The following is a 26,008-nucleotide window of genomic DNA, read 5'->3' on the forward strand; positions in this document are numbered from 1 at the left end:
TCACCGTCACTCCTGTCGTGCAGCGATGTTAGTGAGAAGCTGGCAGTTGCGTCAAAGTGCCAGTATTGAATTCAACAGCGGGCCTGACCGCCAGGCCACCAAATGAAACAGCGGGATCGATGTACCGCATGGCCGACTTGATGTCTTTCCAGCCTACATAGGTCATCAAGGCCTTGAGGTCCCATCCATTGGCCGTGGCCCACGTAGCGAAGCCGCGGCGCAAGGAGTGACTGGTATACAGTTCAGCCGGAATCCCGGCGCGTTGAAGAATCTGGCGCAGCAGGCTGATCAGGCTACCCGGGTGTAAAGCATCCTCGCTGAGATGCCCCCAGCGATCTAGACGACGGAACACGGCTCCTCGAACGATGCTTGCGACACTGATCCAGTTGAGATAGGCCTGTACCGGGCATAGTCGCTTGAGCGCCGGCGTGTAGTGCGTCGTACCGAGATTTTCTCGGTCGCCCTTGCTCTGCGGCAGGAACAGACGCATGCCTGCTCCTGCTTCGGCTTGAATATGCTCGACCTGCAGCCGGCAGAGCTCATCACTGCGAAAGCCTCGCCAGAAACCGATCAGCAGCAATGCCATGTCGCGCCGGCATCGCGCCAGGTTCGATAAATCGCCCCGCATCCGAGCTCGCTCTGACTCCTGATCCAGCCATTGAGCTGCCTGCTCCAAGTGCTGCAGCTGCATAGGTGCGGCTTGCTTGACCTGTGCCGGATGCAGGGTGCGGATGCCCTTGAGTACCTGACGCACCGTCGGAGTCTTCGTTGGGTCGGGAAAGCCTTGGGTGATGTGCCATTGAGCGAGAGCAGCTAAACGTTGCTTCAACGTGTTCACGCTCAGCGTATCTGCATAGTCCACCAAGTAGCGGACAACGCTATCGCCTGTTGCGGGCAGAAAACCGCCCCACGACACTTCGAAGTGCTCGATGGCCGACTGATAGCAGCGGCGGGTGTTTTCCCGCGTACCGGCTTGTAGGTAGCGCCCGACCTCTTTCATCGCCTGAGATGCCCTTTATGTACTGCAAAACGGCCACTGAACGACCGTTTGTGCCATTCATATTGAATAATGCGTCATTATTTTATCTGAATTTAACTATAACACCTCGCTTTACAACGGCAAGTTTTAGTACGTAAATACGTGGTATGTAAAACGATACGAAATCGTAGGAGCAGCCATGGCCCGCGGCGGCATTAATAAAGCACTGGTTCGGAAGGCCCGCCAAACCATCTTGGCGCGAGGCGAGAATCCCAGCATCGATGCGGTGCGGGTCGAGCTCGGTAATACCGGCTCGAAAACCACCATTCATCGCTACTTGAAAGAGCTCGAAGATGCTGAGCGCGGCCGGGACGCGGCCTCGATCCCGCTCAGCGAGCAGCTGGCCAATCTGGTGTCCCAGTTGGCAGATCAGCTAACGGAAGAGGCTCAGGCCGACGTGGCCCAGGAGCGGGAGCAATTGGCACGCGAACGGCTCGATTTTCAGAACCAGGCTCGGCTGGCCGAAAGCCGAACCCAGCAGTTGGAAAGTCAGTGCAGCGGGCTTACGGAACAGCTCCAGGCTGCCCAGCACGCGTTACAGCAGGAGCAGCAGCACCGCCAACAGAGCGAGATCGAGAACGCCCGTCTGTTGCAGGCCAACCGCGACCTGGAGGAGCGCCTAAAGGACCGCGATGGACAGATTCGCTCGCTGGAGGAAAAACATCAGCACGCCCGTGATGCCCTGGAGCACTATCGCCAGGCCGCCAAGGAGCAGCGTGAGCAGGAGCAGCGCCGGCACGAGTCTCAGGTGCAACAGCTGCAACTGGAGCTGCGGCAGTTACAGCAGACCCTGATCGTCAAACAGGATGAGCTGACCCAGCTCAACCGCGACAACGCACGGCTGCTCGCCGAGGCGCGGCAGTTACATAAGGATCAACATGCGCAGCAGCAGCTTCTCACTCAGAAGGCTCAGGCCTTAGAGGTCGCTCAGCGCTCGCTGACCGGAATGGAGCGTACGAATGATGCCTTGGAGCAACGCTGTAACACTTTGCAGGCCGAAGTAGCCCGGCTTGGTGAAAGGGCCGAGGTTCAGGCACAAAAAGCGCAGTCCTTACAGGAGCGTTTGTCCGAAGCTCTCTTACAACTGAAGCTGATTGAGCATTCACCGCCTGCCAACGGCGGTGCGGATAGCCATGAACCGTTACCGGGGCCAGAAGCAGACACGCCTTAACTTGGGCGGGGCGCCAAATGAGCAACGCCGCCGACGGACTGGATTTGTCAGGGTCGCATCGTCGTGAATGAGATGCTACGAACCGGTCTTTGGCCGGCATACTCAACCTTCGGCCCAAAAATCATCCTTGCGCACCAAACCGAACTCATCCTGATTGGTGTCAAGCTCATCATCAAACATGGTGTTAACCATTCGCTCCCGACGCAGCATGGCCAGCGTTCGGAAAAAGCAGGGCTCGCAGAGGTGAACCTCATAACGCTCACCATCATGCTTGGAACCATAGCCCCAACACGCTTGAAGAACGCCAAACTGCTGGCCATAGCCCTCAATACTTGTGCTTTGGCAACAAGCGTCACAGGTAACGTCTGAAGTCGTTTCCGTTGGCTGCATTGCAACGTGCCGCATGATCATCACCTCCGAGGAGAGGAAAGTTTACAGCTGCCATCGAGCCCACATTCGAGACCGGAAATGGAAGGTGTCGCGAAGGCCGCCTCGAACCATCACTGGGGAGAAGGATATCTTGAGATTAATTGAAGGTGGGCGAACATGCGCAAGCATGTGAGAGCAACACAAAGCCTAGAAATCAAACATTTATGGTTTGACTGTTTTAATTTCTCCGTTATCTCGTCATGCTTCCATAAAAATCCCCATCATGGAAAATGCCTGATAAATCAATCAGGTAGGAGGGATGCGAGTGAATTTTCCCGTTATCTCGGCATGGCCCCTCATAGGGGTCATGCCGAGATAAGGGTAAAATTCATTCATTTGGTCTTTAAGTTATTGTTGCTAAATGGATTTTTCTCAAATGAATGCCGCTGCTGATCTATGGTCTATCTTTTCCGCTTGGTTCCAGGAAAGGAGTGACCGATGGCATCCCCCGAACGTACCGCCTATCCCATTTTGTCGCGTTCCTATTCGAGGGCCGAGCTGCAGCGTGATTTCACCTTCTCCGAGGAAGAAATCATCTGGGTCAAAAGTCGCTCCAATGCAGCCTTCCGGCTGAATCTCGCTGTTCTATTCAAGACCTTCCAGGTACTCCGGTACTTCCCAGAGATCACTGAGGTGCCGGAGCCGGTTGTTGATTTCATCCGGACACAAATAGGTCTGCGCAGCAAGGTCGCGCTATCTCCGTACAAGTGGATGCAGCTTTACCGCCATATGAATGTAGTGCGGGAGTGGCTTGGTGTTCAGCCATTCTATGGCTCAGATGGTCAGGACATTGCAGCCGCGCATGCACAGCTGATGGCTCCTCTCCTCGAACAGCGCGCTGACATCATCAACGCGGTAATCGACGAGCTACTGGGTCAGAACTACGAGCTACCCGCCTACTCGACCTTGAATGACCTGGCAGAGACCGCTCGTGCAGAAGCCCAGGAGAAGATCTTCAACCTTGTGGTAACCAGAACGCCAATCGAGGTGATCTACAAACTGAAGGAGCTGCTCGACACTGATTTCGGGCTGCGGCAGAGTGACTTCAACGCACTCAAGCAGGCACCCAAGAAGCCCTCTCGCAAGCACCTGGAGGTGCTGATCGACCACCTAGCGTGGCTAGAGAGCTTCGGGAACATGGATTCCATTTTTGAGGGAATTGTCGATACCAAGATCCGCCACTTCGCTGCCCAAGCCGCTGCGTCGGACGTTGCCGAGCTGAAGGACTGCTCGCTGCCGAAACGCTACACGCTGATGCTGGCCTTGATCTATCGGATGCGGGTGCGAACTCGGGATCACCTAGCCGAGATGTTCATCCGGCGGATTTCGACTATCCACAAACGCGCTAAGGAGGAGCTGGAGCAAATCCAGGCTCGGCAGCGTCAGAAGTTGGAGCAACTGGCGGCCACCCTGGACGGCGTGGTGCAGATTCTGGTTCAAGAACCGGATAACCAGGAGGCTGGCAGCCTGATTCGGGAGTACCTGTCCCCCGATGGCAACCTAGATCGGTTGCGCGAGACCTGTGCCGAAGTCCAGGCTACGGGCGGTAACAATTACCTGCCGCTGATCTGGAAGCACTTCAAGTCCCATCGCTCTCTGTTGTTTCGTCTCAGCCACCTTCTCCAACTGGAACCAACGACTCAGGATCGCTCACTTATCCAGGCGCTTCAGCTCATCCAGGACAGCGAAAATCTACACCGCGAATGGATCGACGAGCACGTCGACTTGTCGTTTGCGTCGGAGCGCTGGGTCAAGGTCGTGCGTCGTCCTGCCAGTGAAGGGCCACCGACCAACCGGCGCTATCTGGAAGTCTGCGTGTTCTCCTACCTAGCCAGTGAGCTGCGTTCGGGTGATATGTGCGTGCTGGGGTCGGAATCTTTCGCCGACTATCGCAAGCAGTTGCTGCCCTGGGAAGAATGTCTCCAGCGACTACCGGCCTACTGCGAAAAGGTGGGACTGCCTGGCACGGCGAAGGAGTTTGTTGCCTCTCTCAAGGCCCAGCTGGAGGAAACCGCGCAGCAGCTGGATGAAAAATTCCCCTCCTGCCGAGGTGACGTATCGATCAATGAAGCCGGCGAGCCGGTGCTGCGCCGAGTAATCGCGCGGGACATCCCGCCTTCGGCTATCTCGCTGCAGACAGCGCTCATGCAGCGCATGCCGGCCAGGCATGTGCTCGACATCATGGCTAACATCGAGCATTGGATTCAGTTCACACGGCATTTCGGGCCGATGTCCGGTAACGAGCCGAAGCTCAAAGAGCCTGCCGAGCGCTACCTGATGACGATCTTCGCCATGGGCTGCAACCTAGGCCATAACCAGGCCGCGCGGCATCTGGCCGGTAATGTCACGCCGCACATGCTCTCCTATACCAATCGCCGTCACCTCTCGCTGGAGAAGTTGGACAAAGCTAACCGCGAGCTGGTGGAACTCTACCTGCAGCTCGACCTGCCCAAGCTCTGGGGTGACGGCAAGGCGGTGGCCGCGGACGGCACGCAGTTCGACTTCTATGATGACAACCTGCTGGCCGGCTACCACTTCCGCTACCGCAAGATGGGAGCCGTGGCGTACCGACACGTGGCCAATAACTACATCGCGGTGTTCCAGCATTTCATCCCGCCTGGTATCTGGGAGGCAATCTATGTGATCGAGGGGTTGCTCAAGGCCGACCTCAGCGTCGAACCCGATACGGTGTACCCCGACACCCAAGGCCAGTCGGCCACGGTGTTCGCCTTCACCCATCTGCTGGGCATCAATCTGATGCCGCGTATCCGCAACTGGCGCGACCTGGTGATGTGCCGGCCAGATCGTGGCGTTTCGTATAAACACATCAACCGTCTGTTCACCGACACCGCCGACTGGCACCTGATCGAAACCCACTGGCAGGATCTGATGCAGGTCGCGTTGTCGATCCAGGCCGGCAAGACTTCCTCGCCTATGCTGCTGCGCAAGCTCGGCTCCTACAGCCGGCGCAACAAGCTCTATCATGCCGCGCAAGCGCTGGGCAGCGTGATCCGGACGATCTTCCTACTCAACTGGATCGGCAGCCGCGAGTTGCGCCAGGAAGTCACCGCCAACACCAACAAGATCGAGTCCTACAACGGCTTCTCTAAGTGGCTGTCCTTTGGCGGTGACGTGATCGCCGAAAACGATCCGGACGAGCAGCAGAAGCGCCTGCGCTACAACGACATGGTGGCCTCGTCGGTGATTCTGCAGAACACCGTGGACATGATGCGCATCCTGCAGAAGCTGGCCCGCGATGGCTGGCAGTTCACCGATGAGGATGTGTCCTTCCTCAGTCCCTACCTGACCAGCAACGTCAAGCGCTTCGGCGAGTTCAACCTCAAGCTGAACCGTCCGCCGGAGTCCTGGATCAAAGATTCGGTGTTCCAGCAAGCTGCCGGCTCGCTACGCGTCATAACAACCGGCAAGGTCGGTACCGAGGAAACCACATGATCGATATTCCCCCGGCATCCTTTCGCGTCACACCGTACGGCGAAGTAGACGCCACAGCGTTGGAACAGCTGCGCGATAGCTTCGACACTTCGCAGCTGCTGCGGCTGGTAGATCGTTTGGACGCCTGCCTCGCTGAACTAGGGGGGATTACCGCCATGCGTGACGAGCTACTGCGGTTGCATGCAATGGCGCTGACGCTCGTCGAGGGCGTCGCACCGACAGTCCCAACCGAGAATGCCTGCATATGGGCAGAGGCCGAATCGGTCCAGCTGGATCTTGAGGCGCTGGCGTCCTGGGTACGCTCCGCTCAGATTGGGATCGCACCTCTGGTAGACCTTGTGCCAGCCCATGAACAATGAGGCGTTTGGAGCGCCTGCCGGGTACCACCTGCGTTGCTCATGGGCGCTCGACGTGTTGCCCGGCATTACTTAGGCTGGCGAACTTTTGATTGGTGAGGGGAAACTATGGACAGGGATGCACTTGAGCGGAACCAGATTCCGATCTATTTCGTCGCCGTGATAGCGGCAGCGATAGGCGGGCTTATGGCTCCCTCAACCGGACAAGGGTTGGAGCTATTGGTCACACCAGCCATTGCCGTTCTCATGTATGCCATGTTCCTGCAAATTCCCTTCTTGAATCTGCGGGAAGGGCTGAGCCATAAGCCGTTCATGGCGGCACTGCTGATCGCCAACTTCGTGTTCATCCCCCTGCTGGTATGGGGGCTAACCCGAGTGCTCGCCGAGCATCCTGCAATTCTCGCAGGCGCGCTGTTAGTGTTGCTGACGCCCTGCATCGACTATGTGGTGGTATTTACCCACATCGGAAAAGGCGATTCCCGGCTTATTCTCTCTGCGACGCCCATCCTGCTGTTGCTCCAACTCGCACTGTTGCCCCTCTATTTGGGCATCATGCTCAGTGGCCAATCGGCTGTCGTGGTATCGGCGGGTCCGTTCATCGAGGCGTTCCTGGTGCTGATCGTTGTTCCCTTGCTGCTGGCTGTAGTCACCGAGGCCCTATCCAAGCGCATAGCTATCGCCAGAGCCTGGAGCGTCGCCTGGGCGTGGTTACCGGTACCCGCGATGGCCGCAGTGCTCATCGTGGTGGTGGGTTCGCAAATCACGCCCGTGGTGCGCGATATCGATAAGCTAGCGCCGGTTATTCCTGTGTACATTGGCTTTCTGCTTCTGGCTCCGCTAATGGGAGCTCTCGCATCGCGGCTCTTCAAGTTGCCATCAGCCACTGCCCGAGCCGTCACCTTCAGTGCATCAACCCGAAACTCTCTGGTGGTTTTGCCACTGGCTCTTGCCCTCCCAGAAGAGGTTCGCGGCCTCGCTGCAGCGGCGGTGATTACCCAAACACTGGTGGAGCTGATTGGGGAAGTGATCTACATCCGGGCGATACCAGCTTGCGTTTGGCGGACTCGCTCGACCGTAGCTGCCCCATAAACCTTTCAATTACCAGGCGACAAGCACACGTGATTACTTAGGGCTTAAGTGCACTTCTGTTCCGTTGCTCCCCAAACTCCAACCCCAAGGGTGCGATTCAGCAGATTGAACTCCAGTCCCTGCACCTGTGGCAGTTGTTCCTGCTTGCAGCGAATCAGCGCCTCTTCCGCGGGGCAATCCATCTGAACAATACGAAATGCACTCAACAGGCTGGCCGTTCAACTGGGGCGGAACAGGCGGCTGCGCAGCAGCTCGACACAGATGAATTTCACCGGCACCTGCTTGGGGGTGACATCGCAACAATTGGTCATAGCTGGGCTCCTTTGCTATTGCGCACTGATCACCCTATAGCGACTATAGAGTAAGTCCCTATGTGAGGAAGAGTTGCCATGAAAATCGGTGAGCTTGCGAAAATGACCAACTGCCAAGTTGTGACCGTTCGCTACTACGAGCGCGCGGGGTTGCTGGCACCGCCCGACCGGAGCGAGGGGAACTATCGTGTTTATACCCTCGTGCACGCCGAGCGGCTGGCCTTCATCCGCAACTGCCGAACCCTCGATATGACTCTGGACGAGGTAAGGCAGTTACTCAGCCTCCGAGATAATCCTGCGAGTGATTGCTCGGGAGTGAATGAGCTGATCGATGGGCACATCGAGCATTTGGCGGCCAGGATCACGAGTCTTCAGGTACTTCAGAAGCAACTAATGGACCTAAGGAAAAGCTGTACCGAGGGCCGCGAAGTTGCTGACTGTCAGATACTTCATCAACTGAACGTTGGCGGCAATCATCTCGGTGAAGAGGTTTCGTCACACGTAGGGCGAAGCCACAACCACTGAAGCCTGGACGGACAAAGTGAAGCGTGAGGCTAACCATTAGCCGTCAAGCCGCCAAAGGAGATGGCGAGGTCGATGTAGCTGATGTCTTTCCAGCCCACATAGGTCATCAGTGCTCTGATATCCCAGCCATTGGCCATTGACGCGAAGCCACGGCGCAGCGAGTGACTGGTGTACAGCTCGGCAGGAATACCGGCACGCTGCAGGATCTAGCGCAGCAGGCTTATCAAACTGCCGGGGTGCAAAGCTTCATCGCTCAGGTGCCCCCAGTGATCCAGGCCAGCGCCGCGAGCGATACCGGTGACACTGATCCAGTCGAGATAGGCCTGTACCGGAAAGAGACGTTTCAAGGCCGGTGCGTAATGGCTCGTGCCGAGGTTCTCCCGATCTCCCTTGCTCTGCGGCAAGAACAGGCGCATCCCAGCACCGGTTGATGCTTTTCCGTTGAGATCCACCCGTTCGAGCTACTGCTGCGTTATTCATCCTTCAATGAATAGTCGTGACCGGCTGGGCGTGCAGATGTTGGACGAAGAGGATCAATAAGTTGCTCGAAGTAGTTCTTGGGGTAGTCCTTTTCGTGCAGGCCCACCTCGGCTTCGCCCAGCTTCCCGCTGCTGTCGTAAAAGGTACCGAACAGCCGATCCCACACTGTTAGAAACTCACCGAAGTTGACCTGGGCATCTTCGAAGTCGCGCTTATGGTGCCAACGATGGATCTCGGCAACCCCGAGCAGATGCCGCAACCAGCCCACGCTGTAGTCCAGGTTCGAATGCTGAAAGGCCAGGTGGACGGTCAGGATGCCGAACCAAGTTGCGACTACGGCAGACGGTGCCCCTGATGCGAGCAGAACCACCAGCCCTGGTCCGGCCATCAGCGCTGCATGCAGAGGATGCCGGCGTTCCCCATTCATCCAATAGAGCCGCTCTGCGCTGTGATGAATCATGTGAAAACGCCACAACCAATGCACCCGGTGGCTGATGCGGTGCATGGCATACAGGCTCAGATCGAGCACGGCGGCGACCAGAGCCAGTTGCAACCACAGAGGACTCTCGATCGGGAAGAGGCGAACCGAAGCCGGCACCGCATCGCCAAGCTTGGCCAGGATTTCAGCAGTGAATTGAATGACGGAAAGGTTGACCAGCATGTGCAATAGATCTGTCGAGGTGTCCTGATGATCGTCGAGCCAGGCTTCGCGAAAAGGCTGGAGTCGCTCCAAACCTGCGATGACTAACAAGCCCACCGCGGCGACCAGGGGCGTGGTGGGCCAAGACGGTACGCCGGTATACAGCGCCCAGATCATGAAGGCGGCACTGCCGCCAAATACGAGTGGATAGCTCATCCAGCGTATGGCACATCGAAAGAAAGTAGGCATCGCTCAGCTCCTGTATCGAGAACCATGACAGTACGAAGAGAGGCTAGCGTTCGACTTGAACGAAAGAGCTACGGTAATCCTGAAGATTTACCCCTCGCGGAGGCCAATACCATGCTTGACCCTATACCTGCTACATGGTTTGTAATGGAGAAGACTAAATCCAATTGGAGACGCGGCTCATGAGCTCTTGTGATAAATCCTGTGGCTGTGGCCCCGCTTCGGCGGGCCCAGAGGCGGCGACTACGCCTTTGAATGAGGGGGCCTGGGTCAGCAACTTTTCGGTGCCTAAAATGGACTGCCCTTCCGAAGAGCGGATGATTCGGCTCGCGCTGAATGGCTTGTCCGAGATCGATTCATTGTCCTTTGATCTAACCAGCAGACAGGTAAGCGTATTTCACGAAGGGGCGGTTGATCAGATTGCTATCAAGCTGGAGTCACTTGGCCTTGGAGCAACGCTGCTAGAGACTCAACCAGCCAGCCGGGAGTCGGCCTCGGCCAACAGTGCCAGTGAAGAGCTGAATGCTTCGAAAGAAGCCGGCACGCTGAAAATCTTGCTCGGCATCAATGCCGCAATGTTTGTCACCGAAATGGGCGCTGGCTTAATCGCTCAGTCGACTGGTCTGATTGCTGACTCGCTGGACATGTTTGCTGATGCTGCCGTCTACGGGCTAGCTCTCTATGCGGTCGGCCGCAGCGCACGAATGCAGGTACGTGCAGCCCATCTGGCAGGTCTGTTCCAGATCGTATTGGCTCTGGGTGTGCTTTTTGAAGTGGCTCGACGCTTTCTCTACGGCAGTGAACCCGAATCGATGCTGATGATGGGGATTGGCATCGTCGCGCTGGTGGCAAACGTCAGCTGTCTCTTGCTGATCTATGGCCACCGCGAAGGTGGGGCACACATGAAAGCGAGTTGGATTTTCTCAGCCAACGATGTGCTCGCAAATATTGGCGTAATCGCTGCAGGGGCATTGGTCGCATGGACAGGATCTCCCTACCCAGACTTGGTGATTGGTACTGTCGTGGGCCTCATCGTACTGAATGGTGCACGCCGCATACTGGCGTTGAAAGCCTGACCAATCGGGTCGGCAGATAACTTTAGCAATTCATCTCCCTATGAATAAGGGTTCCACTGTGAAACATCGAACCATCAGATGGCTGTCTGCGGTTTCTATAGCCCTGACAATGGCCCCCAGCTTTGCTGCGACAACCCCCACCAAGGTATTTGGCTGGGTGGAAGAAGGACGGATTCAGCCGGAAAACATCGCCGTTAAAATCAAGTTGGATACCGGGGCCTTGACCTCATCAATGGATGCGAAGGACTTGGAAAGGTTTGAAAGGGACGGCGAGAGATGGGTCCGTTTCAATGTGGAGGTCAAAGACAGCATAACCGGCAAGATGGCCAACTCATCATTTGAGCGCAAGGTCGTTCGTAACGTGAAAGTTCGCGGTGCCGGTGGCGCTGAAAAAAGGCCTGTGGTGGTGATGCAGATGTGTATCGGGTCTCGTATCTATACAGAGGAATTTTCGTTGAAAGATCGAGGCAAAATGAATTACCCCGTCCTGATCGGCCGTCGCACACTGGAGCATATAGGTGCTGTTGATGCCTCCCGGACATTCACCATGGAACCGCGCTGCGGTAAGTCCTGAGCCGAAGAAGAAAACTGACAATTGAGCTCACCATTGACGTTCGATAGATTCTCTTCGCCCTTGGTTTTGGCGGTCTTCTCTTTGGTGATGCCTCTCCAGGCCCTGGCGGCTGACCACAACATACCCTGGCCAATTGGCTGGGAAAGCTCAATCCTGCCAAATCCGGTAGACGCACAGGGGCAGACTGTCGGCTCGCGCCAAAGAGCTGTATTGCAGGGCATGGATGGCAAGCAAATCGCGGTAATGGAGGTCACTCGTGTAACGGCGCTGAACGAGCACCCGGTGAGCATCGAGAACGTCATTGTCACTATGCGCAAAGCGCTACAGCTTCACTATTCTCGACTCGGTCTCCTAGCGAGTTGCAGCCGGCCGACAGAAACTTCAGTTGGTGATCTAAGTGGATTGCAGACTACGTGCAACATGACGGCTCAAAGTGACAAGGTCTTAACACACACACTGGTCACTGCCGTAGGAAGCCATGCGACTTACTCACTGGAGTATGCGGCTGAACCCGCAACTTTCTCTGAGCATCTGCATGAGTTTGTCCAGCTGCGCAAGATGTTGAAGCTCAACTGAAATTAGGCCCGAAACCGGTCCTGAGGATATGCTCGGAGGCACTATTGGATATGCGGGCGGCAAGTAACCCGGTATTGTTGGGAGAGCAGGCCGCCATAGCAGCGTATCAATCGCCTCAGCGCGGATGGCAGGTTAGAAAAGCGTGAGCCGATGATTGGAATGCAGGCTGTGACTGCTGCTCGCTCCCAGTAAGTCAGGATTTGTGTTGTTCGCCAGCGCAGCCGTCTTCAAACGCAAGCCACAACAGCTAGCCTTGCTGCAGGCAGACCTCGGCGAGCGCAGAGGACGGGTCAATGCCCAGCAGCGCTCGGAAAGTCCGAGAGAAGTGGGCCGAGTCGGAGAAGCCAGACGCGTGGGCGGCCTCGGTCATAGATGATCCGCTGGCCAGGAGTTGAATCGCATGACTGAGGCGCAACCATTTAGCATAGCTGCGCAACGGTAGGCCAGTTTGCTCCACGAACCAGTGCGAGAACCGAGTTGGCGACAAATGCACCAATGCAGCCAGCTCATTGCGTTGTACCCGCCCCGCCTGAATCGCTGTGCCTACCAGCGACAAGCGCGGGTCGGGAGCGGGAAGGACGTCGACCACCTGAAGGGCTTTGCGCACCGCATCCCGAACGTCTTCTGCAGCTTCACTGAGGGAATCTGCAACCCTCTGTGCCTCAGGCGCGGCGATCACGATCGGCGTTATGCTTTGTGGTAAGCACCTGGCCTCATCCGCCAGCACATCCAAATATATCGACACGATACGAGCCCCGCTGAGCCGATGGCGAACTCCTGCTGGAATGAACACCGAGAGCCCGGTGTGCTGACGTTGCGGGCATTCCACGGTCACAGGCACATCGAGGCCGATGGCTATTTGATGAGCCTGATGGTGATGCCAATCCTGATGGCCGGCACGGCCAGCAAAGACAGCCAGTCCAGGTGCTAGCCATGCACGACCAGACCACTTGAGCGAATCTACAGCAAGATCGCTTTTTACCACGGGTGCCTCACTTCCAAGGCAGGCCTTACATTTCTGTCAGTCGGCTGTGGGTCGAGAGGAAAGCAGTGATTCTTCCAGGAGTGACCGAATTGCATAATTTAGATTCGGCTGTTGGCTTGGCGTAGACGCTTGACGAAGCTTTCGGCATCGGTTTCACCTACCGTGCGTAGATCTTGCCATTCCTCGCCACTCGGGGCGAACAATTGCAGCGCTGGTGGGCCGAACAGTTGGTAGCGGTCGAGCAGGGCGCGTTGTTCGGCATCGCTACGTGTCATGTCTAAGCGCACCAGTCGGTAACCGCTCAGTTGCTCGCGCACGGCGGGTGCTTGCAGTACTTCTCGTTCAATCACCTTGCAACTGATGCACCAGTCGGCGTACCAGTCCAATAACAGTGGTTGGCCGGCATCCTTTGCTGACAGCAGTGCCGCATCCAAGGCAGCCGGTGTGTCCAGGGTCTGCCAGCCGGCGTTAGCGCCGGTCGATGGTAAGACCTGGGCGTCCAAACGACCCAGTGGACGTAGTGGATCGGATTGCCCCTGCAAGGCACCGAGCCAGGCGCTGACACCGTAAACCAACAGGGCCACGCCAAGCAGTTGGGCGAGCCTTTGCTTGCCGGATTTGGGAATGAACTCCAGAGCGCCGAGCCACAGTGCCGTGCCAACCGCCAAAAGGCCCCATAAGGCCAGAGTCACTGGCGCGGGTAACACACGTTCCAGCAGCCAAACAGAGACAGCCAGCAGCATCACGCCGAAAGCCTTGCGCACACCGAGCATCCAGGTCCCGGACTTGGGTAGCAATGCTCCGCCACCGGTGGCGAACAATACCAACGGCGCGCCCATGCCCAAGCCCAGGAAAAACAGCTTCAGACCGCCGCCCAAGGCGTCGCCGGTGGCGCTGATGTAGAGCAGTGCGCCGACAAGCGGTGCTGTCACGCAGGGCGAAACAAGCAGGCTGGACAGCACGCCGAGCGTGGCTGCGCCCAAAAGGGAACCGCCGCGAACACGGCTGGCCAGATGATCCAATCGTTCGGCGATAAAGCGCGGCATGCGCATCTCGAATGCGCCGAACATCGCCAGGGCAAACACCATGAAGAATATTGCGAAGGGCACCAGCACCCACGGTGATTGCAGGCGCGCCTGCAGGTTGAGGCCCGCACCGAACACACCCATCAGTGCACCAAGCAGGGCGAAGCAGGCAGCCATGGGGACTACATAGGCGAGCGACAGTCTTAGGCCACGTAGTCCGCCGAATTGCCCGCGCAACACTACGCCAGACAGAATCGGCAGCATCGGCAACACGCAGGGAGTGAAGGTCAGGCCCAAGCCGGCCAGGAAAAACAGCGCCAAACTGCCCCAGTCAACAGTGCCGACTTGTTGCTGGGCTGCAGTTGCGGGTGTATTACCGATCTGGATATTGCGGATCTCCGGTGGATAGCACAGCCCCAGATCGGCGCAGCCCTGATAGCTCACCTGCAAAGTGAAGGGGATATCACGAGGGTTATCAATCGGCAACAGCAAATCGGTGATGCCATAGAACACCTCGACGTCGCCGAAAAACTCGTCGGTCTTGGGCTCGGCCGCTGGCCATTTAGGGGTGCCGATTGAAACGTCAGGATGGTCGCTGGTGAAGGCTAAGCGATGTTTGTAGAGGTAATAGCCATCGGCGTTTACGAAGCGCAGACGGAGGTTGTCCTTGTCGGCTTCTACCAAGTCAAGGCGAAAGGCCTGATCTACCGGAAGAAAATCCTGGCTGTTATTCAGCGAGGTGCCGAACAGGGCCGACTGAGCACGCGGCTGGTCGAATATCCCGGCGTTGACCGGCAAAGCTAGCAGAAGCAGCAGACACAACAGGAGGCGGGACATGGACATCGCGGACCAATAGTTTGTAAACAGTGGATGAAAGGATTTCGGCCCGTATGCAGGAGCTTGTCCTTCAGAATGCGGGCCGGCGCTGGGTCGCGTATCCCACGTGCTCTACGTCGTCATTTCCAGCCTGCCCAAGCCGTTATCAGCGGCGCGGAACTCAATCCAATGGGTAATCGGCAATGGTCTCTTCCTGGCCGGAGCCAGCTAACCCAATCACCTTGTAGGGATGTTTGACGTTGCCATACTCCATGCCTGGTGAGCCGGCCGGCATTCCAGGTACGGCGATGCCCAACAGGTCGGGGCGCTTGCGCAGTTCCAGAATCTGCGCCACGGGCACGTGACCTTCAACGAACTTGCCATCAATCACGCCTGTATGACAGGAAGCCAAGCGTGGCAGCACCCCCTGATCTTGCTTGACCGCGCTCATATTGCGTTCGACGTGGTCGCGGACCTCGAATCCGTTGTTCTTCAGATAGGTGATCCAGTCCTTGCAGCACCCGCAGTTGGCGTCGCGGTGCACATCAATGGTCAGGTGCTCGGCGGCTTGGACAGTCCCACTCATCAACAGGACTACGAGGGCTGCGGTAATCGGCTTTCTTGGCATAAAGAACCTCTTTTTTGAATCGCGTATTCAGTTACAGCAGCAACCTCCGCTGCTACCCAACCAGCCTTTTTCTCGCGGCTCGACGCCACCGCCGATGGCTATTTGATGAGCCTGATGGTGATGCCAATCCTGATGGCCGGTACGACCAGCAAAGACAGCCAGTCCAGGTGCTAGCCATACACGACCGGACCAGTTGAGCGGGCCTACAGCAAGATCGCTTTTTATCACGGGCACTTCACTTCCACGGCGGGCCTTACCAAACTGCTGATCATCAACAGCAGCGCACCGCCGACGATGGCGATATCAGCCAAGTTGAACGCCGGCCAGTGCCACTCTTGATAATGGAAGTCCAGATAGTCCACGACAAACCCCCGGAGAGATCGGTCGATGAGATTGCCCACCGCTCCACCCAGGATAAGGCTGTAACCCAAGGCTTCACGCCAGGGCCGCGCTCGACGAAGAATCACGATGAGTGTCAATGCAACGGCCAGGGCAATGAGAACGAAGAGGTAACGCTGCCAGCCGCCGGCGTCAGCCAGGAAGCTAAACGCCGCGCCGGGATTACGGGTATGCACCAGGTTGAAGAAGGGGCTTACGGCGAGTGACGAACCCAGCTCATACAGGTGCTCAATGGCAAACTTGAGGCCTTGGTCGACCAATGCCAGGGCGGCAGCAATTCCCCACCACAACCCAGGCGTTGGGGCGTGTGTAGTCTCTTGGTAAGTGTTCATTGACTGTCCCGTAGTAGCTGTTTCAGCTCATCTGATAACGGCATCGGTTGAAAGGCGCTGACTCTTGCTCGTCCGGTATTGCCCAGAGGCACCCATATATTGGAGAACAGCAAAGCAGCCGGAATGCGCGCCGCCTGGCCAAGCATCTCTCGGTAGTCCCGCTCCTCCCAGCCGGCCAGGAACATCAGCCAATGGCTGTAAGCATGGAGCAGAGGCATTCGCTGGGTAAGGATGTGGGCCCTTTCCAACCAGGGATAGGCCCGCTTAGGGGATTTTGCCCCCAGGGCCTGCCTGGCGTTCAGGAAGGATTCGTCGATGGCCGCGTGGAATTCGTTGTTCATGTCGGCCTCACTTACGTAGCAAACGCAGGCCATTCAGGACGACCAACAGGCTCACCCCCATGTCGGCGAACACTGCCATCCACATCGTGGCATGGCCGGTTAGCGTGACGACCAAGAAGATGGCTTTAATGCTCAGAGCGAGCGCGATGTTTTGCGTAAGCACTGCGGCGGTATGGCGGGATAGACGAATGAAGGCCGGAATCTTGCGCAGATCATCATCCATGATCGCGACATCGGCGGTCTCGATCGCAGTATCGGTGCCGGCAGCGCCCATCGCGAAACCCACATTGGCCCGCGCGAGCGCTGGAGCGTCGTTGATGCCATCGCCCACCATGCCCACGGTACCTTGGCTATTGATCAGGGCTTCAATGGCATTGAGCTTGTCGGTCGGCAGCAGGCTGCCCTTGGCCTCGTCGATGCCCACCTGGGCGGCGATCGCCTCCGCGGTATGCGGATTATCGCCCGTCAACATCAAGGTCTTCACACCCAGTGCGTGCAATTCGCCGATAGCGGCGCGACTACTGTCCTTCACCGTATCGGCTACTGCGAACAACGCCAGCGCCTGGGTTTCATCGGACAGAATGACCACTGTTTTGCCCTGTCGCTCCAGATGGTCAAGCGTGGCTTCGAGTGCTGGCGAGCAGAACCCTAGTTCTTCCAGCAACCGATGGTTGCCCAAGTGGTAGCGATGCCCCTCAATCGTACCGCGGACGCCGCGACCCAGTATGGCTTCGAAATCCTCAACCTCCAGCACAGGCACTGATCGCTCGGCCGCCTGTTTGGCGATGGCCTGCGATACCGGATGATCCGAGCGGTGGGCAAGGCTGGCGGCGGCAGAGCGATAGTCTCCAGGCGCTCCATTCGTCAGAGGCAAAAAGTCGGTTTGTACAGGCTTGCCGTGGGTAATGGTTCCGGTTTTGTCCAAGGCCAGATGGGTGATCTTGCGGCCGCTTTCCAGGTACACACCACCCTTGATCAGGATGCCTTTTCGGGCAGCCGCAGCGAGACCGCTGACGATGGTGACAGGGGTCGAGATCACCAGAGCGCACGGGCAGGCCACCACCAGGAGCACAAGGGCCCGATAGATCCAGTCGAACCACTCGCCGCCCATCAGCAATGGCGGCAGGGTCGCTACGGCCAGCGAGAAGACGAACACAGCCGGCGTGTAGATGCGGGCGAACTGGTCAACGAAGCGCTGGGTCGGCGCGCGAGCCCCTTGGGCTTCTTCAACCGCGTGAATAATGCGCGCCAGGGTGGAATGGCTGGCTTCCGCCGTGACCCGGTACTCCAGTTCCCCAGCCTGGTTGATGGTGCCGGCGAACACCGAATCGCCTACCGACTTCTCCACGGGCAGACTCTCGCCCGTGATTGGGGCCTGGTTGATAGTCGAATTGCCTTTCACAACCTCGCCGTCCAGACCGATGCGCTCGCCTGGGCGCGCTCGGACCAGGCTGCCGATGGCAACACCCGACACTTCGAGTTCTATCCAACGACCATCGGCTTGCTGAACAGTCACCTTCTCCGGAGCCAAGTCCATCAGACCCCGAATGGCGTTGCGAGCGCGATCAAGGGATTTGGCTTCGATTAGCTCGGCGACCGCAAACAGGAACATGACCATGGCCGCTTCGGGCCATTGACCGATCAGAATCGCGCCGGTAACGGCGATGCTCATCAGGGCGTTGATGTTGAGGTTGCGATTCTTGAGTGCGATCCAACCTTTCTTGTAGATGGCCAGCCCGCACAGCAGCACGGCGGAGACGGAAATGACCGCCACCACCCATTCGGGCACCAACTCGGCGAAGTGCAGAATCTCTGCCGAGACTGCCGCCACACCCGACAGCCCCAGCCGCCACCAGTGGCCTTTTACCGGTGAGTAAGCTTCGGTCGACGCTTTCGCTTCCGTCTCGGATTGGGGGGTGAATCCGAGCTCTCGGATTGCACTTAAGGCCGGCGCAAGCGCGTCAGGCTCATGGCTGATCGTGAGGGTGCGCTGCAGCAGGTTGAATTGCAGGGCCGCGATGCCCGGCATCCCTGACAGTTTGTCGGTGATCAGTCGTTCCTCGGTGGGGCAGTCCATCTGCGCAATCGCCACCCGTGTGCTTACGGTGGCTGCCAGGGGTTCTGCCCGCATGCCCACGGACGCGATGGCCTCGACAAGGGTCTGATGTGCCAGCGATGCGTGTCGAACGCCAAGAGTACGGTTCAGCAGATTGAACTGCAGCTCCTGCACCTCTGGGATTTTCTCCAGCTTGCTCCGGATGAGCGCTTCTTCAGTGGGGCAGTCCATTTGCTCGATGCGGAACGTGCTCAGCTGACTGGCTTGCTTCACGGGCGCTGAGCAAGCCGCGTCGCAGCAACTCGGTGCCGGCGTGCTGCCACAGGAACCAGCCATAGGGATGTCGTCGCAACAATTAGCCATTGTGGGATCTCCTCTGTTGTTGCGCAGTGAACACCCTATAGCCGCTATAGGGTCAAGTCATTGTTTGGAGGCGGTGATGAAGCTCGGTGAGCTTGCGAAATCGACCAACTGTTAAGTCGTGACCCTACGCTACTACGAGCGTGCAGGATTGCTGCCACCACTTGACCGGAGCGAGGGAAATTATCGCTTCTATAACCTCGCGCATGTCGAGCGCCTGGCCGTCTTTGGGCGGCTATGAGCCCGGATGACTTTGGTATTGGGATGGGGAGGTGTTGATCCTCCTGCCCGCTGTCGATGCTGTTGTGCATGCGCGGCATGCACAAAGCGCCGGCTATTGCCGACGACACTGAGAAGATAAAGCCGATTGACTGGCCGGCGATGACCATGGGTTTCAAGGCGACGCCCGAGCAACTGGCTCAAGTGCAGGTCGTCCAACAGACGATGTTCGAGTTCACGAGCGAAGGCATGCAGGCGACGCTCCTGTCGATCAAACCGATGTAGTGATAGCGCCAAGAATGGCCGTTCTGGTGAACCACACACTCCCACTGGGTCGGTCTTTCGGGTCAGTGACTTGGCTCAACTTTCGAGGACTGAACCGCCCCGGCGATGTGAATGAGAGGTTGGCAGCTGCCTCGGAATGTTGGGATTGCAGTCGAGGCCGGGTTTAGCCGCCAAGCCGCCAAAGGAAATGGCGGGGTCGATGTAGCGCATGGCTGACTTGATGTCCTTCCAGCCCACATAGGTCATCAGTGCCTTGAGATCCCAACCATTGGCCGTGGCCCAGGTGGCAAAGCCACGGCGCAACGAGTGGCTGGTGTACAGCTCGGCCGGGATGCCGGCGCGCTGCAGGATCTGGCGCAGCAGACTGATCAGGCTACCAGGATGCAGGTCGTCTTCACTCAGATGTCCCCAGCGATCCAGGCGGCGGAACACCGCGCCGCGAGCGATACCGGCCACGCTGATCCAGTCTAGGTAGGCCTGTACTGGGCACAGGCTCTTCAGCGCCGGCGCGTAGTGGGTCGTGCCAAGGTTATCCCTATCTCCCTTGCTCTGCGGCAGGAACAGGCTCATGCCAGCACCGGCTTCGGCTTGGATATGCTCGACCTGCAGTCGACAGAGTTCGTCGCTGCGAAAGCCCCGCCAGAAGCCGATCAGCAGCAGCGCCGCATCGCGGCGGCTGCGGAGTAGCTTTGCAAGACATCCGTCCCGCTGAGCCCGTGCAGCTTCCTTCTCCAGCCACTGAACCGCCTGCTCCAGATGTTTCAGCTGTAGCGGAACGGCCTGCTTAGCCTGCGCTGGATGCAGGGTACGTATGCCTTTGAGCACCTGCCGCACCGTGGGCGTCTTGGTCGGATCGGGGAAACCCTGGGTGATATGCCACTGGGCCAGGGCGGCCAGGCGCTGTTTGAGCGTGCTGAGGCTCAGGGAGTCGGCGTAGTCCACTAGGTAGCGCACGATGCTGTCGCTGGTAGCGGGCAAGAAACCGCCCCACGTCACTTCGAAGTGTTCGATGGCCGACTGGTAGCTGCGGCGGGTGTTTTCCCGCGTACCAGCTTCTAGATAGTGCCCGACGTCTTTCATCGCCCGAGGTTGCCCTTTGTGTACTGGAAAACGGCTGCCAAACGACCGTTTTGCCGATCCTATTGAATAACCCTCCATTATTTTATCTGATTTAGTCGCTTAAAAATCGCTTTACATCGGATCAATTTAGAATGTAAATACATGGTATGTAATCCATTACGAAATCGTAGGAGCAGACCATGGCCCGTGGCGGCATCAACAAGGCGCTAGTTCAGAAGGCGCGACAGGCCATCGTGGCGCGGGGTGAGAACCCCAGCATCGACACGGTACGGGTCGAACTAGGCAATACCGGCTCGAAAACCACCATTCACCGCTACCTGAAAGAACTCGAAGACGCCGAGCGCGGCCGGAATGCGGCCGCAATGCCGCTCTCCGAACAGTTGGCCAACCTGGTCGGTCAACTGTCAGATCAGCTAGAGGAGGACGCGCAGGCCGCCGTGGCCCAGGAGCGCGAGCAACTGGCACGTGAGCGGCTCGACTACCAGAACCAGGCTCGGCAGGCCGAAAGCCGCATCCAGCAGTTGAAAAGTCAGTGCAGCGGGCTCATGGAACAGCTCCAGACTGCCCAGCAAGCGCTACAGCAGGAGCAGCAGCAACGCCAACAGGCCGAGGTCGAGAACGCCCGACTGTTGCAAGCCAACCACGACCAGGAAGCGCGCCTGCAGGATCGCGATAGCCACATTCGCTCGCTGGAGGAGAAGCATCAGCATGCTCGTGATGCTCTGGAGCACTATCGCCAGGCCAGCAAGGAGCAGCGCGAGCAGGAACAACGCCGCCACGAGTCCCAGGCCCAACAGTTGCAATTGGAAATACGCCAGTTGCAGCAGACCCTGATCGTCAAGCAGGACGAACTGACTCGATTGAACCGCGACAATGAGCGACTGCTCACCGAGGCACGGCAACTGCAAAAAGATAAGAGAGCCCAGCAACAGCTGTTGGAGCAGAAGCTCCAAACCCTGGAATCCGTTCAGAGGGCGCTGACCACCGCCGAGCGCAAGAATGACGCCGTGGAACAGCGCTGCCTAACCCTGCAAGAGGAGATAGCCCGGCTTGGCGAGGTCTCCACGATCCAGGCACAGCAAACGCAAAGCATGCAGGAGCGATTGATCGAAGCCACCGCGCAGCTGAAACTGCTCGGGCATGCGACACCCCCGGACAGTGCTGGTACGCAAGGAGCCTGATCCGGCACTCAGCAGAAGACGGAAGTGGGTTAGATGTGATACGCCCACCCGCATAGAATAGTTACTTAAAAAACAGTTAGTTACAGACCAAATGAATGAATTTTCCCCTTATCTCGGCACGACCCCTCATAGGGATAGGGCTGATCTATCTGTTTGAATCCCAGTACAAACTGCGATCGGAGGAGACTGAAATCGCTGTCGCATCACGTCAGCGCCAGCGCAAGCAGGCGCGGGTTGTCGCGCTTCTCAAAAAGCACGGTGCGATCCCTGAGTCTGCCATTCTTGAGACAGCATGGGTGCGCGTCTCGATCAATAGCCGCACAGGAGAGATCAGGGGAGCAATCCTTCAGGGGCATTTCAAAGACAGGAATATTGAACAACTCAGCCTGCAGGAGATTGAAGTTCTCACCGAGCATGCTCCTGATGCTGATACCAGGAGCCTTCTTGAAGCCTACCTTTCCTTTCGCATAGCGCAAACTAGCGCCAACGAGGAGTCACAGCATGTCGATTAAGGACACTATTGCCAAAATGGATGAAAAGGTTGTAGCTGAATTGATGGAAGCTGCCCAGCTAGCGCTTAACGATGATGAGACCTGCAAGCGGGTAGCTGAAGATATGCAGGTACCCTTCTGGCGCATACAGGCATTGGCCTATGTAGCAATCGAGGTATCAGGAAGCTCCGGCAATGACATCGAGATCATGACGCAACGTCAGTTGAAGATATTTGCAAAAAGCATATCTCCCTGAGCCTATAACCTAATGGCAGCTTATGACCGCGCCAAGAATCAGCATATCAGTTGAATTAGGCGTCTGGCAGCTCGTTACGTTAAGTACGGACTGCAGGCCGCCAGAATCTAAGTCCAGTAATTTCTGACGCTATTTGATCCAAGAACTGAATAGGGGCGTGCTCTATAAACTCTGCCAAAAGCCAGTTCGCTTTTCCGTCAAGGTGACTTTGAAGGCCTTTAGGATCATATCGAGCGAGTTCGCTAAGACGATGCATTGTTGCGAACATGATTGACAAAGGGTGCCTGCCACTTAAAGTATTCTGCGAATTCGCTCTTCGCACGTACCAAAGATCGCGGTTCCCAGAAATGGGTACTATTACCCGCCTTGTGGTGCTGTGATAGTTTTGCAGACGATCTAAAGCCTTCTTTTTACCTTCACTATCGACCCTGCCTGTATACCACCTGAATCGCTTAATTCTCCGTATATAGGTGAACCCATCATCGCCCTCGAACCACTCCAGTGAAGCTGGTAGATTCGAAAGCTTTCTTCCATCGGCATATCTATTGACTACAGTGGCTTGGAACCAGGCCTCGGAGGAGTTCTGCTTATGTACGTAGCATGCAGATTCTAATGGGATAAAGAGATCAGGCATCGACGTGTATGTATGCAGGAACGCTCGATGTACAAATGGGAGGTTCCATAAAAGCGTTTTTAAGCTATACCGATGCTCTGTTGCACTCTCACCGAGATATAAGCACAGAGCAGGCAAAACGCCGCCTGCCTTGAAAAAGACTGTTTCGTTTTCAAGTGATGACTTGGCGCTCTCTGGCCTGTTGCCTGATACACCATGGACATCAGCGTGTGGCGCGCCTCTAACTTTCAATAGAGCTTTGGTTGCATTCAGAAAAGAGTAGTAAAGGGTTAGCGGCGCGGCCTCTACGCTTAAATGCGATGAAGCTTCTGCAAACCTGTGTGCTTGCCGCCAGAAAGGTAACGCCTCTTTATGACCTTTGCGCTGTAGCCACAGCTCTACAAATAGCCAAGGGTTGTTGCTCAAAACACTTTCTGTTTGAAAGTCGACGTTGATTATAGATTTGTGCATCCATACTCGTTCAGTGCCGAGCTTTATATGGTTACCTTTCACCGAGCCCTCCGCTCCTTTCAGACAGACGTTTTTGATACTGAGAAACAGCTTGGACCAGGCCTATAGTATTTGATAGTTGATCCCACCCAGTCGATACGTCGAAGGGACCGCAGACATAGTATCTGTTATCTGTTGTGGCTGCCCTTTCGCTGGTATGTACAAGCCTTTCCCGGCCAGGGCCTCTTGCCGAGCCTTTTCATCGCTGCGCCTTGACCTGCGGGCCTGCCGATTGAAGTCCTTGAGCGGTGTAACCGTAATGACATTCTCGCCAGCTACTACAAAGACGGGTAGGTTAGCCTTGATCATGGCATCCCAGCGCTCGCCCTTGGGTTTGAACCAGAGCGTGCAGCGTGGGTGGGGCGTGACGGTCTTGTGGTGTATCAGGACGGCGCTTTCGGCCAGATGCGCGATGCTGCGAAGTTCGATGAATTCTGGGGTCTGTTCCAGCGGGACTTGCTGCAGGTCAGCGCGTCGCTGGGCCTTGTCTGCTAGATCCTCACGGATGCGCCCCACCGTGATCCGCTCGGTCCCTCCGGTATGCCCAGCCCAGTTAAAGGAGATCCGTCGGGGACCGCCATCAAAGGCGTGCAGGGTACGCAGGAGCTGGTAGGTATTGATATCGTGGCCCAGGGCTCGACGTAAAACACTAGAGCGCATCATAGGGGCAAGGCCCTGTGCCAGTCGTTCAGCCTCAAGTGCCTCCTGTACGCGCTGTTTGCAGGCATTGATTCCTAACACCTGATCCAAAACGGACCGGTCCAGGCGAAAGTAGCCGGGCAGCCGTATCACGGTGCCTGGCGCCTGACCGGCATCGAGTCTAAAGGAGCTGATCGCACGCACGGCCATGTTAATCGCTTCGCGGCCTGACAGGTGCTCAACTTCTACCACATCAAGGGTCTTGTGTTCGGTTAGTACCGGCAAGGTCCAGACATGGCCATCGACGACATAGCTGGGCCACTCTTCATTAAAGGAGATAACCCGTCGATTCAATTCACGGTAGGCATCTACCAGAGCTTCGTACATGGCTCACCTTATCGAATAATATTTATACCACCACTGATTATCCTTATCCCTCCTATCACACCCATTGACCCTCCTTTACACCCCTCCCCTTTCCTCTTTTTTCCCTTCCCTTTTCCTTTCTTTTCCCTTCAAGAGAGCGGGCGGATGAGGAGGAGCAGGTTCAATGTATAGAATGTACATCGTGGTGGTATAACGATATCACGGCTCTATTGCGTTGGAGGGCTGAGTTTACTCTAGGTGGAAAGCGGCATAACTTCGTGGTTGGTACCCGCGCGGGCACTTTGTGCTAAATAAGAGATTTTAGTTACGCAGCGACTGACCCTAGGCATGTCACATGCCGACGATAACCCTGTTTCACGTAACGTCCGCTGAAAGAGCTATCAACATCATAATCTCACAGAGATTCTTACTCGAAGACTGCAAAGGACAACATCTCATGGGTCTATCATCAAACAAGCGTATCGTACTTTCTCAGGACCTACGCAAAGTGGGTGTAGCGGGCATTTCCATTGGCATCATCAGTCCGTTGTTTGCAAGCCAGCTTGCTGAAGTCGGTCTTGGCTCGTATTGGCTTTCGGGCCTGGCGCTGACAATAGGGCTGGTAGCGTGGATAGCAGGGTTAGTGCTCACGCCTTCTGTGAAAGAGGCCTGAACAGGACTGTTAAAGCTTCTGGCATACGCGCCGATAACCTTAATATCCACGAGGTCTCGTGCGAATGGTTCGGTACATCGTTCAGAGAATCTTTAGCCCCTTACTAGGGGCTTTTTTTTGCCTGCCCGCAACGGGCTATTTGTCAGCGTCGCCGTTGGTTTGGGCCATCAGCTCTAGGACATCCTCAGGCAGCGTCATCACAAATATTTTTATGTGCCGCAACGGTGAGCGGCTGTTCATGATGTCGTACATATGCTGACGATGGCGCCGGGGCAGTACCTTCGAAAACCGCTTTGCAGCATCTGCCACTGCCTTGTCTGTTCCGTGGAGTTCGGCTACCAGCGCCAGCGCCACGATCGCATCATAAAAACGCATCAAGTTTCCTTTCACAATTGTTGCCCAGGCAATTCTACCCGGTTCTACCTTCCCATTTCGCATGACCGCCCCGACGAGTTACGGCTCGTCAAGACGATTTTTAGGAATTATTTGATACCAAACCTCGTGGTTGGTACCCGCGCGGGTATCAACCACGAGGATAGATACCTTCATACCTAAGATAAACTAGGTAGTCCTAGCCCTTGGTAAACCAACCCTCCATAACTTGAGTTCACACGCAGTTAAAGCGCTCTCGATAAGCCCGAGCGGCTATAAAGTCTGGTTTGGGTTTAGTAGTTGGATTTTTTATTAATTGGTAAGCAAATGAAGTAGTATCTATACTTTACTTAACAATACCGTTCTGTCTATCATCAGTCGTCTTAATTCAACCAATCATACAACGGTGGGTCGGC

Annotated in this window: 29 protein-coding genes and 1 pseudogene; 14 read left to right on the plus strand and 16 right to left on the minus strand. The window is 56.6% G+C overall.

The annotated features are described in order from the left end of the window. Window positions 1–28 precede the first annotated feature (28 nt). Entirely contained in the window at window positions 29–1,000 is a 972-nt protein-coding gene (locus tag AC4LF3_RS24105; protein WP_019366373.1) for a site-specific integrase, read from the minus strand. A gap of 178 nt (window positions 1,001–1,178) precedes the next feature. On the opposite strand from AC4LF3_RS24105, the gene AC4LF3_RS24110 reads away from it, so the two are divergent. Continuing rightward, the gene (locus AC4LF3_RS24110; protein WP_019366374.1) at window positions 1,179–2,210 is read left to right on the plus strand and encodes a DNA-binding protein; all 1,032 of its coding nucleotides are present in this window, start codon (window positions 1,179–1,181) and stop codon (window positions 2,208–2,210) included. Between the two features lie 102 nt (window positions 2,211–2,312). On the opposite strand, the gene AC4LF3_RS24115 is transcribed toward AC4LF3_RS24110, so the two are convergent. After that, entirely contained in the window at window positions 2,313–2,621 is a 309-nt protein-coding gene (locus AC4LF3_RS24115) for a hypothetical protein (protein ID WP_019366375.1), read from the minus strand. Window positions 2,622–3,077: 456 nt separating this feature from the next. On the opposite strand from AC4LF3_RS24115, the gene AC4LF3_RS24120 reads away from it, so the two are divergent. From AC4LF3_RS24120 to AC4LF3_RS24130, 3 genes are all read left to right on the plus strand, one after another. Further along, complete coding sequence (locus AC4LF3_RS24120; RefSeq protein WP_112297725.1) at window positions 3,078–6,092, plus strand: Tn3 family transposase; 3,015 nt, start codon at window positions 3,078–3,080, stop codon at window positions 6,090–6,092. Then, complete coding sequence (gene tnpC / locus AC4LF3_RS24125; protein ID WP_077527306.1) at window positions 6,089–6,451, plus strand: Tn3 family transposase post-transcriptional regulator TnpC; 363 nt, start codon at window positions 6,089–6,091, stop codon at window positions 6,449–6,451. Before AC4LF3_RS24120 ends, tnpC begins: the two co-directional genes overlap by 4 nt. 105 nt (window positions 6,452–6,556) lie before the next feature. Further along, window positions 6,557–7,537 (plus strand): arsenic resistance protein, encoded by a 981-nt coding sequence (locus tag AC4LF3_RS24130; RefSeq protein ID WP_447110442.1) that lies wholly within the window; start codon window positions 6,557–6,559, stop codon window positions 7,535–7,537. Between the two features lie 44 nt (window positions 7,538–7,581). On the opposite strand, the gene AC4LF3_RS24135 is transcribed toward AC4LF3_RS24130, so the two are convergent. Beyond that, window positions 7,582–7,743, minus strand: a complete 162-nt coding sequence (locus AC4LF3_RS24135) for a hypothetical protein (RefSeq protein WP_181591842.1) — start codon at window positions 7,741–7,743, stop codon at window positions 7,582–7,584. Window positions 7,744–7,926: 183 nt separating this feature from the next. Here AC4LF3_RS24135 and cadR point away from each other — a divergent pair, with 183 nt between their 5' ends. Next, window positions 7,927–8,373 carry a Cd(II)/Pb(II)-responsive transcriptional regulator gene (gene cadR, locus AC4LF3_RS24140; RefSeq protein WP_239383108.1) on the plus strand — a complete coding sequence of 149 codons (447 nt, stop codon included), beginning with the start codon at window positions 7,927–7,929 and terminating at the stop codon, window positions 8,371–8,373. Between the two features lie 206 nt (window positions 8,374–8,579). Here cadR and AC4LF3_RS24145 read toward each other — a convergent pair whose 3' ends face one another. Continuing rightward, window positions 8,580–8,789 (minus strand): site-specific integrase, encoded by a 210-nt coding sequence (locus AC4LF3_RS24145; protein WP_239383109.1) that lies wholly within the window; start codon window positions 8,787–8,789, stop codon window positions 8,580–8,582. Between the two features lie 56 nt (window positions 8,790–8,845). Next, the gene (locus AC4LF3_RS24150) at window positions 8,846–9,742 is read right to left on the minus strand and encodes a sterol desaturase family protein (protein ID WP_112297720.1); all 897 of its coding nucleotides are present in this window, start codon (window positions 9,740–9,742) and stop codon (window positions 8,846–8,848) included. Between the two features lie 179 nt (window positions 9,743–9,921). On the opposite strand from AC4LF3_RS24150, the gene AC4LF3_RS24155 reads away from it, so the two are divergent. From AC4LF3_RS24155 to AC4LF3_RS24165, 3 genes are all read left to right on the plus strand, one after another. Continuing rightward, on the plus strand, window positions 9,922–10,815 hold the full coding sequence (locus AC4LF3_RS24155) for a cation diffusion facilitator family transporter (RefSeq protein ID WP_112297719.1): 894 nt from the start codon (window positions 9,922–9,924) through the stop codon (window positions 10,813–10,815). 109 nt (window positions 10,816–10,924) lie between these two features. After that, window positions 10,925–11,389, plus strand: coding sequence for a retropepsin-like aspartic peptidase RloA3 (gene rloA3, locus AC4LF3_RS24160; RefSeq protein ID WP_239383192.1), 465 nt, complete (start codon window positions 10,925–10,927; stop codon window positions 11,387–11,389). A 33-nt stretch (window positions 11,390–11,422) separates the two neighbouring features. Beyond that, complete coding sequence (locus AC4LF3_RS24165) at window positions 11,423–11,965, plus strand: DUF4946 domain-containing protein (RefSeq protein ID WP_112297717.1); 543 nt, start codon at window positions 11,423–11,425, stop codon at window positions 11,963–11,965. 247 nt (window positions 11,966–12,212) lie between these two features. Here AC4LF3_RS24165 and AC4LF3_RS24170 read toward each other — a convergent pair whose 3' ends face one another. From AC4LF3_RS24170 to AC4LF3_RS24200, 7 genes are all read right to left on the minus strand, one after another. Then, window positions 12,213–12,950: an AraC family transcriptional regulator gene (locus AC4LF3_RS24170; protein ID WP_112297716.1), complete on the minus strand. Its 738-nt coding sequence runs from the start codon at window positions 12,948–12,950 to the stop codon at window positions 12,213–12,215. A 98-nt stretch (window positions 12,951–13,048) separates the two neighbouring features. Next, a complete protein-coding gene (locus tag AC4LF3_RS24175) occupies window positions 13,049–14,812 on the minus strand; it encodes a protein-disulfide reductase DsbD (protein WP_181591840.1) in 1,764 nt (587 codons plus the stop codon). A 160-nt stretch (window positions 14,813–14,972) separates the two neighbouring features. Further along, window positions 14,973–15,419, minus strand: a complete 447-nt coding sequence (locus AC4LF3_RS24180; protein ID WP_112297714.1) for a DUF411 domain-containing protein — start codon at window positions 15,417–15,419, stop codon at window positions 14,973–14,975. Window positions 15,420–15,446: 27 nt separating this feature from the next. Next, window positions 15,447–15,653 (minus strand): hypothetical protein, encoded by a 207-nt coding sequence (locus AC4LF3_RS24185; protein ID WP_181591839.1) that lies wholly within the window; start codon window positions 15,651–15,653, stop codon window positions 15,447–15,449. Beyond that, a complete protein-coding gene (lspA, locus tag AC4LF3_RS24190; RefSeq protein ID WP_112297713.1) occupies window positions 15,644–16,150 on the minus strand; it encodes a signal peptidase II in 507 nt (168 codons plus the stop codon). The genes AC4LF3_RS24185 and lspA overlap by 10 nt, the downstream gene beginning before the upstream one ends. Next, window positions 16,147–16,491 carry a DUF3703 domain-containing protein gene (locus tag AC4LF3_RS24195; RefSeq protein WP_112297712.1) on the minus strand — a complete coding sequence of 115 codons (345 nt, stop codon included), beginning with the start codon at window positions 16,489–16,491 and terminating at the stop codon, window positions 16,147–16,149. The genes lspA and AC4LF3_RS24195 overlap by 4 nt, the downstream gene beginning before the upstream one ends. Before the next feature lie 7 nt (window positions 16,492–16,498). Further along, the gene (locus AC4LF3_RS24200; protein WP_414479245.1) at window positions 16,499–18,883 is read right to left on the minus strand and encodes a heavy metal translocating P-type ATPase; all 2,385 of its coding nucleotides are present in this window, start codon (window positions 18,881–18,883) and stop codon (window positions 16,499–16,501) included. A 145-nt stretch (window positions 18,884–19,028) separates the two neighbouring features. On the opposite strand from AC4LF3_RS24200, the pseudogene AC4LF3_RS24205 reads away from it, so the two are divergent. Then, window positions 19,029–19,130, plus strand: a pseudogene (locus tag AC4LF3_RS24205) (MerR family DNA-binding transcriptional regulator); the annotation flags it as partial. An 86-nt stretch (window positions 19,131–19,216) separates the two neighbouring features. Beyond that, window positions 19,217–19,411 (plus strand): copper-binding protein, encoded by a 195-nt coding sequence (locus tag AC4LF3_RS24210; RefSeq protein WP_239383110.1) that lies wholly within the window; start codon window positions 19,217–19,219, stop codon window positions 19,409–19,411. Window positions 19,412–19,486: 75 nt separating this feature from the next. Here the strand turns inward: AC4LF3_RS24210 and AC4LF3_RS24215 are convergent, their stop codons facing one another. Next, the gene (locus tag AC4LF3_RS24215) at window positions 19,487–20,491 is read right to left on the minus strand and encodes a site-specific integrase (protein ID WP_112297710.1); all 1,005 of its coding nucleotides are present in this window, start codon (window positions 20,489–20,491) and stop codon (window positions 19,487–19,489) included. A gap of 179 nt (window positions 20,492–20,670) precedes the next feature. Here AC4LF3_RS24215 and AC4LF3_RS24220 point away from each other — a divergent pair, with 179 nt between their 5' ends. The 3 genes from AC4LF3_RS24220 (at window position 20,671) to AC4LF3_RS24230 (ending at window position 22,419) form a co-directional block, all read left to right on the plus strand. After that, on the plus strand, window positions 20,671–21,672 hold the full coding sequence (locus AC4LF3_RS24220; protein WP_112297709.1) for a DNA-binding protein: 1,002 nt from the start codon (window positions 20,671–20,673) through the stop codon (window positions 21,670–21,672). 95 nt (window positions 21,673–21,767) lie between these two features. After that, the gene (locus AC4LF3_RS24225; RefSeq protein WP_447110444.1) at window positions 21,768–22,184 is read left to right on the plus strand and encodes a hypothetical protein; all 417 of its coding nucleotides are present in this window, start codon (window positions 21,768–21,770) and stop codon (window positions 22,182–22,184) included. Beyond that, window positions 22,174–22,419, plus strand: coding sequence for a hypothetical protein (locus AC4LF3_RS24230; RefSeq protein ID WP_019365855.1), 246 nt, complete (start codon window positions 22,174–22,176; stop codon window positions 22,417–22,419). The genes AC4LF3_RS24225 and AC4LF3_RS24230 overlap by 11 nt, the downstream gene beginning before the upstream one ends. Window positions 22,420–22,498: 79 nt before the next feature. Here AC4LF3_RS24230 and AC4LF3_RS24235 read toward each other — a convergent pair whose 3' ends face one another. Together AC4LF3_RS24235 and AC4LF3_RS24240 are read right to left on the minus strand one after the other, a co-directional pair. Then, window positions 22,499–23,545, minus strand: coding sequence for a YaaC family protein (locus AC4LF3_RS24235; protein WP_150345763.1), 1,047 nt, complete (start codon window positions 23,543–23,545; stop codon window positions 22,499–22,501). Between the two features lie 60 nt (window positions 23,546–23,605). After that, on the minus strand, window positions 23,606–24,568 hold the full coding sequence (locus AC4LF3_RS24240; protein ID WP_150345764.1) for a DNA replication terminus site-binding protein: 963 nt from the start codon (window positions 24,566–24,568) through the stop codon (window positions 23,606–23,608). Between the two features lie 436 nt (window positions 24,569–25,004). On the opposite strand from AC4LF3_RS24240, the gene AC4LF3_RS24245 reads away from it, so the two are divergent. Next, complete coding sequence (locus tag AC4LF3_RS24245; protein ID WP_019365327.1) at window positions 25,005–25,220, plus strand: hypothetical protein; 216 nt, start codon at window positions 25,005–25,007, stop codon at window positions 25,218–25,220. A gap of 135 nt (window positions 25,221–25,355) precedes the next feature. On the opposite strand, the gene AC4LF3_RS24250 is transcribed toward AC4LF3_RS24245, so the two are convergent. After that, window positions 25,356–25,595 (minus strand): DUF7740 domain-containing protein, encoded by a 240-nt coding sequence (locus AC4LF3_RS24250; RefSeq protein ID WP_150345765.1) that lies wholly within the window; start codon window positions 25,593–25,595, stop codon window positions 25,356–25,358. Between the last annotated feature and the right edge of the window lie 413 nt (window positions 25,596–26,008).

The organism is Pseudomonas sp. C2.3V, assembly GCF_058536325.1.